Here is a 16,129-nt window from a genome sequence, read left to right on the forward strand (position 1 = left end):
CAAATGGAAGAAATCCAAGAAGAACGGGAATACGGCAGGTGGGAATGGTTCTTTTATATGATTGTCATTCCTGCACTGTTTGCCAGCCTCCTTGGCGGTGTGCTCCTGAGCTTGCTCGGAGTAAACGTGTTAGGGACTGTTCTCCACTGGGCAAACTCCATACCGTACGTGGAAAAATTAGTCCCGGACGACTATGCAGCAACTCCCGACTCAAAAGAACAACCTGACATGGACAAACAAGTGGCAACCCTACAGCAAGATCAAGCAAAAAACCAGCAGCAGATTGCCACTTTACAAGAAGAGTCAGCAAGGAAAGACGCTACCATTGCGGCGCTGGAAAAACAGCTTGATGATGTAAACAAGGCAATGGAAGACAAACGTGCGACTGAGGAAGAACGTCAGAAGCAGTTTGCTGATTTGGCAAAAGTTTATACAACCATGTCGCCAAAAAATGCGGCAGCCATCATTGGAAATCTCAAGCTGGAAGAGTCAGTGGCGGTCATGACCAAAATGAAACCTGCCCAACAAGCCGACATTTTGGCCAAGATGGAACCGAAGAAAGCCGCGGATATTTCCATCTTGTTAAAAGATTCAGTAGTGAACAAAGATGATGACATTGCTGCTCTACAACAACGTGTAGATGTTCTTACAAAGGCGCTCAGCAATACACGTGATGGGTCTGAATCGAATGAGGATCTAAAGAACACATTTACTCAATTGCCGCCAGCGGATGCTGCTGCTATCATTCGTTCACTCATGAATACTAACAAGGGGCAAGCCATTGCTTTAATGAAAGATTTGCCTGCAGATAAACGGGCACAAACTCTCTCAGTGATCGCCAATGACGACAAGAAAGAAAAAGACAATCTGGCGGCTCGCATTACGACAGAGTTGCTTCGAAAATAGATTGAGCAATCAGCTGTTTTCGTTCCTATAAGCAACAATTCAAAAAGAGGAGGTGAACGAGATGAATGTGGCCAATTTGACTCCTGCCGTAGGATCAGCAGGATCTGTTACAGCGACACCTGTAGCAAATGCGGGAGGAACTGGTTTAGGTCAAATGTTTTCCATGCAATTGATGCAGGTGTTGGATCAGGTGGGGACCGCAGAAGAGACTATGGTGGCACCAGAGGGTTTAAGTGATGAGGAAATGCTAGCATTAGCTGATCTCATGGCATTATTTGCCCAACTGCTTAATTCTGGTCAAACTACGCAAGATGAATTACCGCCTGACGCCCAAGAAAAATTTGCAACTGCAATTGAACAACTCTTGGGTAAAGCACAAGGAAATGCTGGTCAAGTAAGTGAGGATTTGAAGCAGATTCTAGCTAACCTGAAAAAAGGGGAAGCAACGCCAAACGAACTGGACAAGCTGGCAGCTCTTCTCGAATCCCTGAAGAATCAAAAAGGAAATGCTGAGGAGTCAAAACGAAGTGGACTGAACTTGCGATCCGATGTGATAGCAAACATGAACACAACCCAGCAGGACACGTTTAAAACGATTTCTCCACTGCGGTTGAACCAAGGTCTCTCGGCTTACAAGCTAGAGGCAGGGATTCAGTCCCAGACAGTACAGTCTACCCTTCAAAGCGGCCTTTTGAATCAAGAGGGCAATGCACAAGAGGGCATGTTGAATGGAAATGGTCAGACGCCGATTATTGCTTCATCTAATACGCAAACACAATCTGTACAGACCTTTCAGCAACAGTCGGTTCCAACTCATCATGTGAACGCCAATCAATTGACACAGCAAGTCACGCAGCTTTTCGTGTCCAAAATGCAGTTGACGCAACACAATGGCGTACATGAGGCAAGGCTGATTCTGAATCCACAATCTTTGGGCCAAGTAGATGTAACGATTACTTCCCAAAATGGCGTGATTACAGCACAGTTCCATGCTGAAACACAGGCTGGAAAGGAAATGCTGGACAATCAGCTTCCGCAGCTTCGAGCTGCGTTGACACAACAAGGCTTGCAGGTTGATCGCTTGGAGGTAAACCAGCAGCAGGATACAGCTTTTAACTTCCAACAGCAGCGTGAACAAGCGCGACAGCAACAAGAGAATCGACAACAGCAAGATAAAGACGAGCAAGAATTTGCTCTCGATGCCCTGGTAGACAGTAATGAATCGACAGAAGTGCTATGGAATCGATTGCGGGAAACGGCTCGCGGCATTGACGACATCGTCTAGGATTGGATATAAGGAGGAAGCGCCATGAACCATTTTCGTGTGGGGCAACCCTATTTTCCTCCGAAAACGAATCACGTCGCAAAAGCTACTACCCAAACTGCTCCAGGAAACAACAAGCTATTTCAGGAGTATTTGACGGAATCGATTGGCGCTGCAACCAAGACTCAACCACTTAGCTTTAGCCAGCATGCCGTCAATCGCTTGCAGGAGCGGGGCATTACGCTAGAAAGACAGCAGATGGAGCGTTTGGAATCCGCTGTGCAAAAAGCAGCAGCCAAAGGCGCCAGAGAGTCTCTCGTTATGATGGATAATGTGGCCTACGTCGTGAGCATCGTAAATCGGAAAATTATTACCGCCGTGGACGATGGCAGCATGAAGGACAACGTATTTACTAACATTGACAGTGCCATTTTCGTGTAGGTGGCTGTTTACTGGGCTGGACCTCCTTTTGAGGAAGCCCATTCGGCTACCGACTGACAGAGGTAGCCGCTGTAAATGAGAAGGTAAAGGAGGAAGTTAGTATGCTTCGATCTATGTATTCAGGTATTTCAGGCTTGCGTGGATTTCAAACGAAATTGGACGTTATTGGTAATAATATTGCGAACGTAAACACAGTTGGCTTTAAAAAGGGGCGTGTGATGTTTCAAGATATTTTGAGCCAAAACGTACAAGGGGCCGGTGCTCCTACAGATGGTGGGAAAGGCGGTACAAACCCGACGCAAATCGGCCTTGGTTCTTCCATTGCTTCGATTGATACGGTTTTCTCTGCTGGTAGCCCAATGACAACGAACCTGCCGACAGACCTTTCCATCGAAGGGGACGCGTTTTTCATGGTCAGTCCGGATGATGGGGCAACTATCTATTACACGCGTGCTGGGAACTTCACTCGTGATGCCCAAGGTTTCTTGGTGAACTCTCAAGGAATGAAGCTGATGAACACTGACCCGGCTCCAATCCAAATCAACCAAGCAGATGGAATTGTTTCTTACTCCATTGGCAAGGATGGCGTAATTACGACTGTGGATGATACTGGAGCACTTGCTTCGGACAATACCATTGGCGTCATGACCTTCAACAACCCAGGTGGTTTGAAGAAGATCGGCAACAACCTCTACGAAAACACAGTGAACGCCGGTGCACGTGATGATGATCCAATGACTCCTGCTACTCCAGCAGATGCACGAATCAGCATTATCGCGGGACAACTGGAAATGTCCAACGTTGACCTTTCTGAAGAATTTACAGAAATGATCGTGGCACAACGCGGTTTCCAAGCAAACTCTCGGATCATCACGACATCTGACACCGTACTGGAAGAACTGGTGAACCTGAAACGATAATTTCGTTTAACGGAAATAGCTGGGGAAGTGTTCTAAGCCTTCCCCAGCTTGATCCGGAAAGGAGCAGCCAATGATTAAGTTAACGCGGTTTAACGGCTCTACATTTTATCTGAACATCACTCACATTGAAACTGTTGAAGCAACTCCGGATAGCGTAATCACGCTGTTCAACGACAGAAAGTACATCGTGAAGGATTCGGTGGAATCCATCGCTGAACGTGTTCAGGCTTTTTATCATAATGTTCCTCCGGCAGCATCTGTACCGAAAATGCCGGGTGATTCAAATGAATAGCGGGAGGCATTAGCGATGTTTCAAAATCGATTGTTTAACATGGCTCTAATCATTATCATCGCGATATCGCTACTGGGAGTGATCTCGTTCGTTCTCTGGCAAACGTATCTCTCTCCGGCTGCGCAAACAACCACGACGGAAGAGCAAGAAGTGAAGCCGCTCACGGCAGAGGAAATGAAAGAGTTCTCCGTTGACACGGGCGAAATTACTACGAACTTGCTAACAAATAATTACATGATTGTACGCTTTAGCATTACGGCGGACAGTGCTGATGCCAAAACAGAGTTGGAGCAGCGTTTGCCGCAAGTCAATCAGGTGATTATTAAAACATTGGCGGGGTTGACACCAGAAGACATAAAAGGAACTGAAGGTGTGAACAAGCTGGAAGCAAAAATCATGAATGAAATCAGCTCCCTGATGCAAGAAGGTAAGATTGTTCAAGTAGTGACAACCAAACGCGTCTTGTCATAGGAAGCGATTATGGTATACATAGCAAGGAGGTGACGACATATGGCCGAGGTTCTCTCACAGAGTGAGATTGATGCGCTGTTGGCCGCCCTATCTTCGGGCGAAATGGATGCCAACGAGCTGAAAAAGGAAGAAACTGAGCGTAAAGTCAAGGTATATGATTTCAAACGCGCCCTGCGGTTCTCAAAAGATCAGATCCGTGGTTTAACGCGAATCCATGAAAACTACGCGAGGCTGTTGACTACGTATTTTTCAGCTCAGCTCCGTACCTTCGTGCAAATTACGGTTGCCTCCGTCGATCAATTGCCGTATGACGAATTTATACGTTCTATTCCCAAGATGACCATCTTGAACATCTTTGAAGCTCCTCCGCTGGAAGGACGAATGGTTTTGGAAGTGAATCCAAACATCGCCTATACCATGCTGGATCGACTTCTGGGAGGACAGGGGGCGATTCCGGAAAAGATGGGCGCCCTTACGGAAATTGAAACAACGGTGATGGAACGCGTATTCGGCAAAGCGCTGGATACTTTCCACGAGGCATGGAAGCAAATCATTGAGCTAGATCCGTACCAGGAAGGCTTGGAGATGAATCCACAGTTCATGCAGATCGTCTCACCTAACGAGATTGTCGTGGTAATCTCCTTTAGTACCAAAATCGGCGATACAACGGGAATGATCAATCTCTGTTTGCCTCACGTGGTACTGGAACCAATCATGACAAAGCTGTCTGGACAATACTGGTTCTCCAAACAAAAGAAAACGCGGGATGAAGAAGAGCGTCTCCGTGTAGAAGAGCGAGTAAAAGTTGCAAAATTGCCGATTGTTGCTGAAATGGGAACAGCTACGATTACAGTAGGAGATTTCCTGCAGCTACAAAAAGGCGATGTCATTCAATTAGATCAATCGATCGACAATAAGTTGAAAATTAAAGTAGGCGACCACTTAAAGTTCTTGGGTCAGCCAGGAACACTTAAAGGAAGAGTCGCCGTACAGATTGATGAAGTCATAGAGGAGGGGGAGGAACAAAATGAGTAGAGATATGCTTTCTCAAGACGAGATTGACGCGCTGTTACGTGCGAACAACTTGGTTGAGGACGAAGAGGAAGCTGTGTCGGCAGTGACCCAGGATGTTGCCGATTTTCTGTCCCCGTTTGAACAGGATGCACTCGGAGAAATTGGTAATATCTCCTTTGGGAGCGCAGCTACTGCGTTATCTACTTTGTTAAGTCAAAAAGTAGATATTACAACCCCTACTGTTTCGGTAGTCAATGTCGATGAATTGGAAAGCGAATTTCCGATTCCTCACGTGGCAGTCCACGTGGAATATACAGATGGTTTCAAAGGAATTAACCTGTTAGTCATTCGCATGGAAGATGCTGCAGTTATCGCGGATCTGATGATGGGCGGAGACGGCAGACCGGCGAACACTGAAATGTCTGAGCTTCATATCAGCGCGGTTCAGGAAGCAATGAATCAGATGATGGGTTCCGCTGCTACGTCCATGTCGACGATTTTCAACCAGTTCATTAATATTACGCCACCAGGCATCGACGTAATGGATCTGGCGCAAGGCAAGGGTGGGGACAGCTTCTCTGATGATGACAGTCCTCTAGTGAAAGTATCTTTCCGCTTAAAGGTAGGAGAGCAAGGCGAACTTATCGATTCAAATATTATGCAGCTTCTCCCGCTTTCCTTTGCGAAAAAGATGATTGATAGACTAGTGGGAGGTTCAGAGGATGAAGCAGCAGTGGCGGCCCTCATAGATGAGATAGAGATGCCTTCTCTGCCTGCTATGAGTCTGTCGGCTCCTTCTGTCCAGCCAAGTGTGCAAGAGCAACCACAGAGCCACGTACCGCCTGTAGCGCCGCCACCACAGCAACAGCCGATGTATCAGCAACCACCGGGTTACGCTCAGCCAATGGGCTACCCAGGACAGCCGCCGATGTATCCTGACGCGTATGGACAACAAATGATGCCACCTGGCTACGCTCCGTACCCAGGTATGTATCAGCAGCCTCCAATGGCTCCGCCAACACCACAGCATTTCGGAGGTCCTGCAGCAAGTCAGGCGAATGTAGTACCAGCACAATTTGCTCCGCTTGGAGGTGCTCCTATGTATACAGGAGACATACAGAACTTAAACTTGCTTCACGACATTCCATTGCAAGTCACAGTTGAGTTAGGCCGCACGAAAAAGCTTATTAGAGAAATCCTTGACTTGTCCGCTGGATCGATTATACAGTTGGACAAGCTGGCAGGTGAGCATGTAGACATTTTGGTGAACAACAAATTAATTGCCAAGGGCGAGGTTGTCGTCATTGATGAGAACTTTGGGGTTCGTGTTACAGACATCATCAGTCAGATAGATCGTGTTCAAAAATTACAATAATCCAATCAAGAGGGAAGCATTAGGGAGGAGCTATTCATGTCTAACAAAGTTTTAATCGTCGACGATGCAGCGTTCATGCGTATGATGATCAAGGAAATTCTTTCGAAAAACGGGTACAGCGTCGTAGGGGAAGCAAGTGACGGTGCACAAGCAGTTGAAAAGTACAAAGAATTGGGACCTGATCTCGTAACCATGGATATTACCATGCCAGAGATGGATGGAATTTCTGCATTGAAAGAAATTAAAAAGTTGGATCCTAACGCGCGTGTGATCATGTGCTCCGCGATGGGACAACAAGCGATGGTAATCGATGCGATCCAGGCGGGCGCAAAAGACTTCATCGTAAAACCATTCCAGGCGGATCGCGTTCTGGAAGCGATCAAAAAGACAATGAGCTAATGATGATGATCCGGAATGCAGGGGCAAGACTCATTTTAGCCTTCAGTCTGATCCTGTTGCTTTTCGTCTCCTCCCTGGCGAGTACCGCTTTTGCGGAAGGTTCAGTAGCGGATGCGTACAACCAGGGAAAAGTGCCAACTAGCAATGCGCCCGCCGGCAGTGAACAGCCGGCGGCCATTCCGGGCAGCGGAACAGGAAGTATGATCGGGTATCTAGTTCAAGTCATCTTTTCGCTAGGCTTTATTGCAGTATTAATCTTTTTACTGCTCCGTTTTCTTGGTCGACGTCAAGGGGCTCAGAGTCATGGACCAATTAAAGTGATTAGCGCCACTGCGCTAGGCAATGGCAAAACACTTCAGGTTGTTATGATCGGTGAGTCATTGTACATCGTGGGAGTGGGAGAAAACGTTCAATTGCTTCGTAGGATCGAACCGGGTGAAGAGGTAGATTTGATCTTGGCTGACGCAGAGATCAAACCGATGAAAAGCCCATTCTCGCTAGAATGGCTCCCGTTCGGTAAGAAAAAGCAGGCAGAAGAAGAAATCTTGTTTTCTTCTGATATGGACGGCAAAAGCTTTCAAGATCTGTTGCAGGGTCAATGGAACGACTTGAAAAATCGTCCAGACCATACAGAACATTGGAAGGAAGAGCAAGCTCAGGACAGAGGGGACCAAAAATGAAATATTTTTTGCAGGTGCTGATGCTTGTCGCAGTGTTGCTATCCGTACCTGATATGGTCATGGCGGCGCCAGCGGGAACACCGCTTGTTCCGAGCATTGATTTGAAGATAGGCGGCGGAACAGGAACACCGCAGGAGACATCGACGGCCATTCAGCTGTTACTGATTTTGACAGTACTATCTGTAGCTCCAGCGATTTTGCTTTTAATGACCAGTTTTGCGCGAATTGTTATTGTGTTGTCTTTTGTTCGAAATGCGCTGGCAACTCAACAAATGCCACCGAACCAGGTTTTGATTGCCCTTGCGTTGTTTATGACATTTTTCATTATGGCTCCGACACTCGGACAAGTAAACGAAACAGCCGTGCAGCCATTTATGCAAGGAAAGCTAACGCAGCAGCAGGCATTGGACAAAGCGGTCATCCCCTTTAAGGAATTTATGGCAAAGCAGACGCGTGAAAAAGATTTAGCACTTTTTCTGGAATACACAAAAGCCGAACGACCAAAATCGATCCAAGATATTCCGTTGAATGCTCTCGTACCTGCTTTTGCCATTAGTGAATTGAAGACGGCTTTTCAGATCGGCTTTATGATATTCATTCCTTTTCTCGTAATTGATATGATCGTCTCCAGTATTTTGATGGGGATGGGGATGATGATGTTACCGCCGGTTATGATTTCATTGCCGTTTAAGATTTTATTGTTCATCATGGTGGATGGTTGGTATCTCATAGTGAAATCACTTTTGACCAGTTTTTAGCGACATTCCGAATGCCTCAGGAGGTAGAGCATGACACAAGAATTACTTATGCAGATTGCCCAAAGCTCTGTTTATACCATCCTGCTGATTTCGGCACCCGCACTTGGGGTCGCCTTACTGGTCGGTTTGATGGTCAGTGTCTTTCAGGCAACGACACAAATTCAGGAGCAGACACTCGCTTTCATTCCAAAGATCGTGGCCGTATTTGTCGTGATATTGGCTGTCGGCCCATGGATGCTTCGGGTACTGCTTGATTTTACGATGGGGATCTTCGGTAACCTTCATCGTTTTGTTGGGTAGCATATGAATCTTTTTCTGATGTATCTGCCCGTATTCTTGCTTGTTTTTGTCCGAATGAGTGCCTTTTTTGTAACGGCTCCGTTCTTTTCCATTCGTGGCGTACCGAATCAGTTTAAAATCGGCCTCGCGTTTATCATTGCCGTCATTAGTTTTCAATCCTTGCCGGTACAAGGCGAGATTCCGATGGATTTGACTTTTATTCTGTATGTCATGAAGGAAGCGCTTGTTGGTGTCATTCTTGGTTACATATGTGAAATGATGTTTATCGCCATTCAGGTTGCCGGCGGACTGATGGACATGCAGATGGGTCTCGCAATGGCAAACGTGATTGACCCCAAAACAGGTGCATATATCCCGGTGACAGGTAACTTCAAAAATATTCTCGCTGTCCTGTACTTTTTCAGTATTGACGGGCATCACATGCTGATACGAGGTGTGATAAGCAGTTACCAGGTTATACCGGTGGACATCATGTGGGCGGCTTTCGGAAGCGAAAACGTCATGATGACAGCAGTAAAAACCTTTCAAACGATGTTTATGAGTGCGTTTATGATTGCGGCACCGATCGTCGTTGCATTGTTTCTGGTTGATCTCTCTCTTGGTATTATCGCCAAATCTGTCCCGCAGTTTAATATCTTTGTGGTGGGTTTGCCCATAAAACTGCTTGCAGGCTTTTTACTTCTTATCGTGGTGATGCCTGCGTTCTTGCTGACCCTGAACGGATTGTTTGGGAATATGTTCCGGGCACTTGCAGAAATGATGAAATCGCTCGGAGGATCACCATGAATCAATTGAGGCTTTCTTATCAAATAGATCTTCAATTTTTTAATGGGGAAAAGACAGAAAAAGCTACGCCCAAGAAAAAGCAAGACGCACGAAAAAAAGGGCAAGTCGCGAAAAGTCAGGATCTTTCCCCAGCCCTATCTTTGACAGCATTTTTCTTTCTGTTAATGATGCTTGGCTCTACCATGCTAGGCATATTTCAAGATTTGATGCGGGAATCATTGATTACATACACCACATGGCAAGTAAATGAAGAAAATTTAAAAGTCATCGTGATGCAGCTTGTATTTGAAGCGATAAAAATTGTAGGACCTATCCTAGGCTTGAGTTTTCTTGTCGCATTCGCGGTGAACTACATGCAGGTAGGCTGGCTAATTAGTACAGAACCCCTTCAAATGAAACTGGAAAAGATCGATCCAATTAAAGGGGCAAAGCGAATTTTTTCCTTACGCTCGCTCGTAGAGCTACTGAAATCTTTATTAAAAATAAGTGCAGGCATATATGTCGCGTACGTCATTTTGTGGAGTGCAAAGGAACAAGTTGTACAGCTTTCCTTATTGTCTATCGGAGCAGTCCTATCGTTTACTGCCGAAGAGGTGACAAAGCTGGGAATCTATCTCGGGTTATTGCTTTTCATTCTCGCGATTCTGGACTACGCCTATCAGCGTTATGAGCATGAAAAGAATCTGCGGATGTCCAAGCAGGATCTCAAGGACGAGCATAAGCAAGCGGAAGGTGATCCGCTCATTAAAGGGAAGATTCGTGAACGGCAAAGAAGCATGGCCATTCGCCGTATGATGCAGGAGCTTCCCAAAGCGGATGTCATTATTACGAACCCGACTCACTTTGCTGTTGCCGTTCGCTATGACGCAAGTGCGATGAGCGCACCGACGGTAATCGCCAAAGGGCAAGACTATCTAGCATTAAAAATAAGGGAAGTAGCGAAAAAGCATCGTATCGTTACCATGGAAAACAAGCCCTTGGCCCGGGCTCTCTATAGTCAAGTTGAAGTTGGGCAACAAATTCCCGAAGAGATGTTTAAAGCGGTCGCGGAAGTTCTCGCGTACGTCTACAAGCTGCAAGGGAAAGTGAAATAAATGGAAGGAGGATAACCAGTGGGATTCAAATTTAAAGAAGTTGGTACGATCCTTTTTGTCATAAGCATTGTTGTCATGATGGTAATCCCACTTCCTTCAGCGCTACTAGATTTGCTGTTGATTTTGAATATCTCCCTTGCATTGACCATCTTGCTTGTGTCGATGTATACAAAAGAAACTTTGGAATTCTCGATCTTTCCGACGGTTTTGCTTATTACAACCCTTTTTCGACTAGCCTTGAACGTGTCGACGACGAGAAACATTTTATCGCACGGTGAAGGCGGTAAAGTTATTGAAACGTTCGGTAGCTTTGTAGTCGGAGGTAATCAAGTTGTCGGTTTCGTCGTGTTTCTGATCTTGATCATCATTCAGTTTATCGTAATCACCAAAGGTTCTGAGCGTGTAGCTGAGGTAGCAGCACGTTTTACGCTCGACGCGATGCCTGGTAAACAGATGAGTATCGACGCGGATCTGAATGCAGGAATGATCACAGAAGCAGATGCACGTGTCCGAAGAAAAAAGATTGAGAACGAAGCTGACTTTTATGGAGCAATGGATGGTGCCAGCAAATTCGTAAAAGGGGACGCCATCGCGGGTATTATCATTTTTATCGTAAATATTATTGGTGGTTTTATCATCGGGATGCTCATTCACGATATGAGCTTTGCCGAGTCTGCCTCTCGATTCACTACCATGTCTGTCGGTGACGCACTGGTGAGCCAGATCCCAGCGCTCTTAATCTCGACCGCAGCAGGTATTATTGTAACGCGTTCCACTTCTGGTGAAGGTTTGGGAGAAGACATCGTCAAGCAAATGTTCAGCTTTCCGCGTCTTCTCTATATCGTAGCCGGATGCATGCTTTTGCTGGGGCTCTTTACACCGATTGGAATTCTGCCTGTACTTCCGGTATGCGGGATAATGGCATTTGCTGCTTGGAAAATGGAGAAGAACCAAAAGATGCAAATTCAAGAATCCGCCGATAAGGTGGAAGAGCAGCAAATGGAAGAAGTACGCAGTCCAGAAAGCGTCGTAAACCTGTTACAGGTCGATCCGATCGAATTCGAGTTCGGTTATGGCTTAATCCCGCTTGCCGATGTGAAGCAGGGAGGAGATTTGCTAGATCGGGTTATTATGATTCGAAGACAAATCGCACTCGAGATGGGGATCGTTGTACCGGTCATTCGTATACGTGACAACATCCAGCTTCGACCGAATGAATACATGATCAAAATAAAAGGCAACCAGGTCGCAAAAGGGGAAATCATGCTGGATCACTATCTGGCGATGAGCCCGGGGATCGAAGATGATTCCATTGTTGGTATAGAAACCGTAGAACCTGCGTTTGGATTGCCTGCATTATGGGTAACAGAAGAGAATAAGGAGATTGCTGAGCTGTCTGGGTATACAGTTGTCGATCCGCCATCTGTTGTAGCTACACATCTGACAGAGGTCATTAAGCGACATGCCCACGAATTGTTAGGTCGCCAGGAAACAAGGGCCCTGATCGACAATGTACGGGAGACAGCACCAGTTCTCGTAGACGAGCTGATTCCAAGTCTGCTGGCCATTGGGGACGTACAAAAAGTATTGCAAAAGCTGTTGCGTGAAAAAGTGTCTGTTCGAAATCTCCACGTCATTCTCGAAGCACTTGCGGATCATGCCTTGTATACAAAAGATCCAGATGTACTGACAGAATATGTGAGACAAGCGATGGCGAGACAGATTACACTCCAATTTACGGAGCCAGGACAACCACTTCACGTGCTTACAGCTGGAGCAGGATTGGAAAAAGCAATCTCTGAACGTGTGGAACAGTCTGAGCAAGGAAGCTATCTGGCGATGGATCCGGAAACGTCTCAGCGAATTTTCCAAAACATGTCGACTGAAGTGAGCAAAATGATCAACTCGGGTCAACAGCCGATCATTCTTTCTTCACCAGCGGTCCGAATGTACTTGCGTCAATTAGTAGATCGCATGATGCCAGACGTTCCCGTTTTGTCGTACAGCGAGCTCGAACCACATGTTGAAGTGCAAAGCGTAGGGATGGTGAACATTTCGTGAGGGTAAAACGTTACATTGTCGATTCGATGCCAGAAGCAATGGAAAAAATCAGGACGGACTTAGGAATGGATGCAGTGATTCTTAATTCCAAGCCGATCAAAACAGGTGGATTGTTCGGGATGTTTGGCAAACAACGAATCGAAGTAATCGCTGCTGTCGATGAAAAGGCATCCGAGCGAGAAAATCCCACAGTAGCAGCTGAACATCGAACCAACAACGTTTTGCCCAAATCGCAGACGGGTACGTACACGGCTGCTCAAGCGTATCGAAGACCGCCTGTGACAAAAGCATCGGAGAATCAACAAGTTGAATCAACAGGTAGAGAGCAGCTCGTAGCCGCGATGGCACAAACCGCGGTTGCGGCGCCTCCAAAAGAAGAGATCTCAGATACGAGAGATGTGCAAAAGCAAGGTGAGCTAGCTGAGCAGCATGCTCCTGTCACGACCTCCCAAGAAAGAGTGTTACACGCGAGCAATCATGACGCGATTGCCACTGAAATGCGAGATATGCGTCAAATGTTTCAAAAGCTGTTAGTGCATGACTTAAGTGAACAACTTCCTCCGGCGATACAGTCTATTCGTGCACAGTTATTGAAGCAAGAAGTGACTGAAGAGTTAACAGCGGAAATCATTCGAAAAGTAATGGAAATGTCGCAACCGGGTGAAAAGTGGACGGAGGAAGAAGCGTTTGCGGTATGCCGATCAATTGTCACTTCCATGATCGAGCCATATACAGTATCTTCACCAAAGTTGGGTAAGAACGTACGGTATGCTTTCTTTTTCGGTCCGACGGGGGTTGGAAAAACAACGACCATTGCGAAGCTTGCGGCGAACAGCATGTTGAAAGAAAAACGAAAAATCGGCTTTATCACGGCTGATACGTATCGAATGGCGGCTGTAGAACAATTGAAGACGTACGCAAACATTTTGAATGTCCCGCTGGAGGTTGTCTTTTCTCCGAAAGAAATGGCGGCAGCGATGGAACGCTTAAGTGATTGTGACCTCATTTTTGTCGATACCGCTGGACGAAATTTTCGCAACGATGAGTACGTGGAAGGCATTCGTGAATTGTTGGAGCATGGAAAAGACAGCGTGAACTACCTAGTACTTAGCTTGAGCTCCAAATTCAACGATATGAAAGCGATCGTCCAAAATTTTGCGGAAGTTCCAGTGAAGCAAGTCATTTTTACAAAAGCGGATGAAACGAACAGCTTTGGCACAATGCTGAATGTTTGTCAGGAGATGAATCTACAACTCTCCTATGTAACGACAGGTCAAAATGTACCAGATGATATCGTTGTAGCTACACCCGAGCTGGTTTCAACGATGATTATGGGAGAGTAAACAGATGCGTGACCAAGCAGAGCAACTCCGTGAGCGGATGCTACAAAACAAGAAGTCACGACCAACTAGACTGGTGACAGTGACGAGTGGAAAAGGTGGTGTCGGCAAGTCCAATTTCAGCTTGAATTTTGGACTTGGTTTGATTGAGAAGGGTCATAAAGCGGTTTTGTTTGACTTGGATCTGGGTCTGGCAAATCTGGATGTATTAATGGGAATTACCCCAAAAAAGCATCTGTTTCATTTGTTAGAGCCAGATACGACTGTTTGGGACATTATCGAGCACGGGCCAGGAGGCTTAGAGTTCATCGCGGGTGGTTCTGGATTTACGCAGATTATGCAGTTAGATGATGAGAAGCTAGATCGCTTATTCTCGCATCTGGACCCGCTGCAAGGCTATGCCGACACTATCATTTTTGATACGGGAGCAGGTTTTTCAAAAGAATCCATGCGATTCATGCTCTCCTCAGACGAGGTCATCCTCGTTACCACCCCCGAACCACCAGCGATAACGGATGCATATGCAGTCATCAAGATGCTACACGCACGTAATCCCGCTGTCTCTATTCGCTTGGTGATTAATAGAGCGTCGTCGGAGAGAGAAGGGAAAATGACGGCGGACAAGCTTGCGATGGTTTCCAAACGCTTTTTGAATATGGATATTCAGTCGCTTGGATATGTTTCTGATGATCCTTACGTTTCAAAAGCTGTTAAACTGCAGCGTCCTTTTCTACTTACATATCCACAATCGCAAGCCGCGAGAAGCATACGAAATCTGGTAGAACGGTATTTGGATCGTCCGGATACTTCAGATACTTCTGTCAGTGGTCTCAAAGGTTTTCTTGCGAGGTTGAGGCACTTCATACGATGAGACATAAATGTAGGAAGGGAGCGACATTCGAATGAGCAAAATCCGGGTTCTCGTCACGGACGATTCAGCATTCATGCGTAAAGTGATTTCGGACATTTTATCTACTGATCCTGAGATTGAAGTGATTGATCGAGCCAAGAATGGACTCGAATGTATAGAAAAATGTAAAGAACTGGCGCCGGATGTCCTCACACTCGACATTGAAATGCCGGTCATGAACGGTTTGGACGCACTGGAAAAGCTGATGAATGAGTGCCCGGTTCCGATCGTCATGTTGAGCAGCCTGACAAAAGAAGGGGCCGAAGCTACAATTCATGCGTTGGAACTAGGCGCGTTTGACTTTGTAACGAAGCCTTCTGGTCCAATTTCTCTCGACATTCACAAAGTGGGCGATCGTCTTATCGAGCGCGTGAAGGCTGCGGCAGCGTCGAAAGTACGTTTGAGAAAGCAGATCCCTCGCGTAGTCAAACCGGTATCTTCCGAATCAAAACCTGCACCGGTTACACCGGCATCTCCAGTAATACGTACGAAAATACCGAGCCCGCCTGCCGTGATGCGGTCACAAGTGGGCGGAAAGGCAAGACTGGTGGTTCTGGGGACTTCCACGGGTGGTCCTAAAGCATTGCAGAGTGTACTGACTGCAATTCCGGCGAACTTTCCGGCACCAATTGCCATCGTTCAGCATATGCCAGCAGGTTTCACAAAATCGTTAGCAAATCGACTAGACTCGTTATGCCAAATTCGAGTAACCGAGGTTGTCGATGGCGAGTATTTGGAAAATGGTACAGCGTACATCGCTCCAGGAGGCTTCCATTTCGAAGTTCGTCAAGTAAATGGGAGACTGCAGGCCTATTTGCATCAAGAGGAGCCACGAGGCGGTCACAGACCGTCTGTCGATATTCTGTTTGAATCAGTCAGTCAATTGACAAATGTAGACAAATGGGCAATCATCATGACAGGCATGGGAAATGATGGGACTAAAGGACTAAAGCTTATGAAGGAGCTTGGCCGTGTCACAAGTATTGTTGAAGATGAGTCGAGTTGTGTCGTATACGGAATGCCACGAGCAGCGATTCAAGCAGGCTTGGCAGACAACGTGGCCCCATTGGAAAAGATTCCAGAGCTGTTGTGCAAGCTCTTGCACTGATTTTTGGGAG

The 16,129-nt window shown here is 46.4% G+C and carries 18 protein-coding genes; all 18 read left to right on the forward strand.

Going from position 1 to position 16,129, the window contains the following annotated elements:
• Positions 1-3: 3 nt before the first annotated feature.
• The 18 genes from EL268_RS12300 to EL268_RS12385 all read left to right on the forward strand — a co-directional run bounded on the left by EL268_RS12300 (position 4) and on the right by EL268_RS12385 (position 16,119).
• A complete protein-coding gene (locus EL268_RS12300) occupies positions 4-906 on the forward strand; it encodes a MotE family protein (protein WP_106653457.1) in 903 nt (300 codons plus the stop codon).
• Positions 907-967: 61 nt separating this feature from the next.
• Complete coding sequence (locus EL268_RS12305) at positions 968-2,191, forward strand: flagellar hook-length control protein FliK (protein ID WP_106653458.1); 1,224 nt, start codon at positions 968-970, stop codon at positions 2,189-2,191.
• Between the two features lie 24 nt (positions 2,192-2,215).
• Entirely contained in the window at positions 2,216-2,611 is a 396-nt protein-coding gene (locus EL268_RS12310; protein WP_106653459.1) for a TIGR02530 family flagellar biosynthesis protein, read from the forward strand.
• A gap of 101 nt (positions 2,612-2,712) precedes the next feature.
• Entirely contained in the window at positions 2,713-3,531 is an 819-nt protein-coding gene (gene flgG / locus EL268_RS12315; RefSeq protein WP_106653460.1) for a flagellar basal body rod protein FlgG, read from the forward strand.
• A 70-nt stretch (positions 3,532-3,601) separates the two neighbouring features.
• The gene (locus EL268_RS12320; RefSeq protein WP_106653461.1) at positions 3,602-3,823 is read left to right on the forward strand and encodes a flagellar FlbD family protein; all 222 of its coding nucleotides are present in this window, start codon (positions 3,602-3,604) and stop codon (positions 3,821-3,823) included.
• A 15-nt stretch (positions 3,824-3,838) separates the two neighbouring features.
• Complete coding sequence (locus tag EL268_RS12325) at positions 3,839-4,294, forward strand: flagellar basal body-associated FliL family protein (protein ID WP_106653462.1); 456 nt, start codon at positions 3,839-3,841, stop codon at positions 4,292-4,294.
• Between the two features lie 39 nt (positions 4,295-4,333).
• Positions 4,334-5,329 carry a flagellar motor switch protein FliM gene (fliM, locus tag EL268_RS12330; protein WP_017249321.1) on the forward strand — a complete coding sequence of 332 codons (996 nt, stop codon included), beginning with the start codon at positions 4,334-4,336 and terminating at the stop codon, positions 5,327-5,329.
• Positions 5,322-6,683: a flagellar motor switch phosphatase FliY gene (gene fliY, locus EL268_RS12335; RefSeq protein WP_106653463.1), complete on the forward strand. Its 1,362-nt coding sequence runs from the start codon at positions 5,322-5,324 to the stop codon at positions 6,681-6,683. Before fliM ends, fliY begins: the two co-directional genes overlap by 8 nt.
• Positions 6,684-6,719: 36 nt before the next feature.
• Complete coding sequence (locus EL268_RS12340; protein WP_007719294.1) at positions 6,720-7,082, forward strand: response regulator; 363 nt, start codon at positions 6,720-6,722, stop codon at positions 7,080-7,082.
• Positions 7,082-7,762, forward strand: coding sequence for a flagellar biosynthetic protein FliO (locus tag EL268_RS12345; RefSeq protein ID WP_106653464.1), 681 nt, complete (start codon positions 7,082-7,084; stop codon positions 7,760-7,762). Before EL268_RS12340 ends, EL268_RS12345 begins: the two co-directional genes overlap by 1 nt.
• Complete coding sequence (fliP, locus tag EL268_RS12350) at positions 7,759-8,520, forward strand: flagellar type III secretion system pore protein FliP (RefSeq protein WP_106653465.1); 762 nt, start codon at positions 7,759-7,761, stop codon at positions 8,518-8,520. Before EL268_RS12345 ends, fliP begins: the two co-directional genes overlap by 4 nt.
• A 30-nt stretch (positions 8,521-8,550) precedes the next feature.
• Positions 8,551-8,820, forward strand: a complete 270-nt coding sequence (gene fliQ, locus EL268_RS12355; RefSeq protein ID WP_106653466.1) for a flagellar biosynthesis protein FliQ — start codon at positions 8,551-8,553, stop codon at positions 8,818-8,820.
• A gap of 3 nt (positions 8,821-8,823) precedes the next feature.
• A complete protein-coding gene (gene fliR, locus EL268_RS12360; protein ID WP_106653467.1) occupies positions 8,824-9,606 on the forward strand; it encodes a flagellar biosynthetic protein FliR in 783 nt (260 codons plus the stop codon).
• A complete protein-coding gene (gene flhB / locus EL268_RS12365; RefSeq protein ID WP_106653468.1) occupies positions 9,603-10,700 on the forward strand; it encodes a flagellar biosynthesis protein FlhB in 1,098 nt (365 codons plus the stop codon). The genes fliR and flhB overlap by 4 nt, the downstream gene beginning before the upstream one ends.
• Positions 10,701-10,718: 18 nt before the next feature.
• Positions 10,719-12,761 carry a flagellar biosynthesis protein FlhA gene (gene flhA / locus EL268_RS12370; protein ID WP_106653469.1) on the forward strand — a complete coding sequence of 681 codons (2,043 nt, stop codon included), beginning with the start codon at positions 10,719-10,721 and terminating at the stop codon, positions 12,759-12,761.
• On the forward strand, positions 12,758-14,104 hold the full coding sequence (flhF, locus tag EL268_RS12375; protein ID WP_106653470.1) for a flagellar biosynthesis GTPase FlhF: 1,347 nt from the start codon (positions 12,758-12,760) through the stop codon (positions 14,102-14,104). Before flhA ends, flhF begins: the two co-directional genes overlap by 4 nt.
• A 4-nt stretch (positions 14,105-14,108) precedes the next feature.
• Entirely contained in the window at positions 14,109-14,972 is an 864-nt protein-coding gene (locus EL268_RS12380; RefSeq protein ID WP_106653471.1) for a MinD/ParA family protein, read from the forward strand.
• Between the two features lie 31 nt (positions 14,973-15,003).
• Complete coding sequence (locus EL268_RS12385; protein ID WP_106653472.1) at positions 15,004-16,119, forward strand: protein-glutamate methylesterase/protein-glutamine glutaminase; 1,116 nt, start codon at positions 15,004-15,006, stop codon at positions 16,117-16,119.
• Positions 16,120-16,129 lie beyond the last annotated feature (10 nt).

It is taken from the genome of Brevibacillus brevis (genome assembly GCF_900637055.1).
GTDB classification, from domain to species: Bacteria; Bacillota; Bacilli; order Brevibacillales; family Brevibacillaceae; genus Brevibacillus; species Brevibacillus brevis.

Excerpts from the sequence above, each read along its gene's own strand:
- EL268_RS12300 (WP_106653457.1), top strand. The coding sequence starts at position 4 with ATGGAAGAAATCCAAGAAGAACGGGAATACGGCAGGTGGGAATGGTTC.
- EL268_RS12305 (WP_106653458.1), top strand. The coding sequence starts at position 968 with ATGAATGTGGCCAATTTGACTCCTGCCGTAGGATCAGCAGGATCTGTT.
- EL268_RS12310 (WP_106653459.1), top strand. The coding sequence starts at position 2,216 with ATGAACCATTTTCGTGTGGGGCAACCCTATTTTCCTCCGAAAACGAAT.
- flgG (WP_106653460.1), top strand. The coding sequence starts at position 2,713 with ATGCTTCGATCTATGTATTCAGGTATTTCAGGCTTGCGTGGATTTCAA.
- EL268_RS12320 (WP_106653461.1), top strand. The coding sequence starts at position 3,602 with ATGATTAAGTTAACGCGGTTTAACGGCTCTACATTTTATCTGAACATC.
- EL268_RS12325 (WP_106653462.1), top strand. The coding sequence starts at position 3,839 with ATGTTTCAAAATCGATTGTTTAACATGGCTCTAATCATTATCATCGCG.
- fliM (WP_017249321.1), top strand. The coding sequence starts at position 4,334 with ATGGCCGAGGTTCTCTCACAGAGTGAGATTGATGCGCTGTTGGCCGCC.
- fliY (WP_106653463.1), top strand. The coding sequence starts at position 5,322 with ATGAGTAGAGATATGCTTTCTCAAGACGAGATTGACGCGCTGTTACGT.
- EL268_RS12340 (WP_007719294.1), top strand. The coding sequence starts at position 6,720 with ATGTCTAACAAAGTTTTAATCGTCGACGATGCAGCGTTCATGCGTATG.
- EL268_RS12345 (WP_106653464.1), top strand. The coding sequence starts at position 7,082 with ATGATGATGATCCGGAATGCAGGGGCAAGACTCATTTTAGCCTTCAGT.
- fliP (WP_106653465.1), top strand. The coding sequence starts at position 7,759 with ATGAAATATTTTTTGCAGGTGCTGATGCTTGTCGCAGTGTTGCTATCC.
- fliQ (WP_106653466.1), top strand. The coding sequence starts at position 8,551 with ATGACACAAGAATTACTTATGCAGATTGCCCAAAGCTCTGTTTATACC.
- fliR (WP_106653467.1), top strand. The coding sequence starts at position 8,824 with ATGAATCTTTTTCTGATGTATCTGCCCGTATTCTTGCTTGTTTTTGTC.
- flhB (WP_106653468.1), top strand. The coding sequence starts at position 9,603 with ATGAATCAATTGAGGCTTTCTTATCAAATAGATCTTCAATTTTTTAAT.
- EL268_RS12380 (WP_106653471.1), top strand. The coding sequence starts at position 14,109 with ATGCGTGACCAAGCAGAGCAACTCCGTGAGCGGATGCTACAAAACAAG.
- EL268_RS12385 (WP_106653472.1), top strand. The coding sequence starts at position 15,004 with ATGAGCAAAATCCGGGTTCTCGTCACGGACGATTCAGCATTCATGCGT.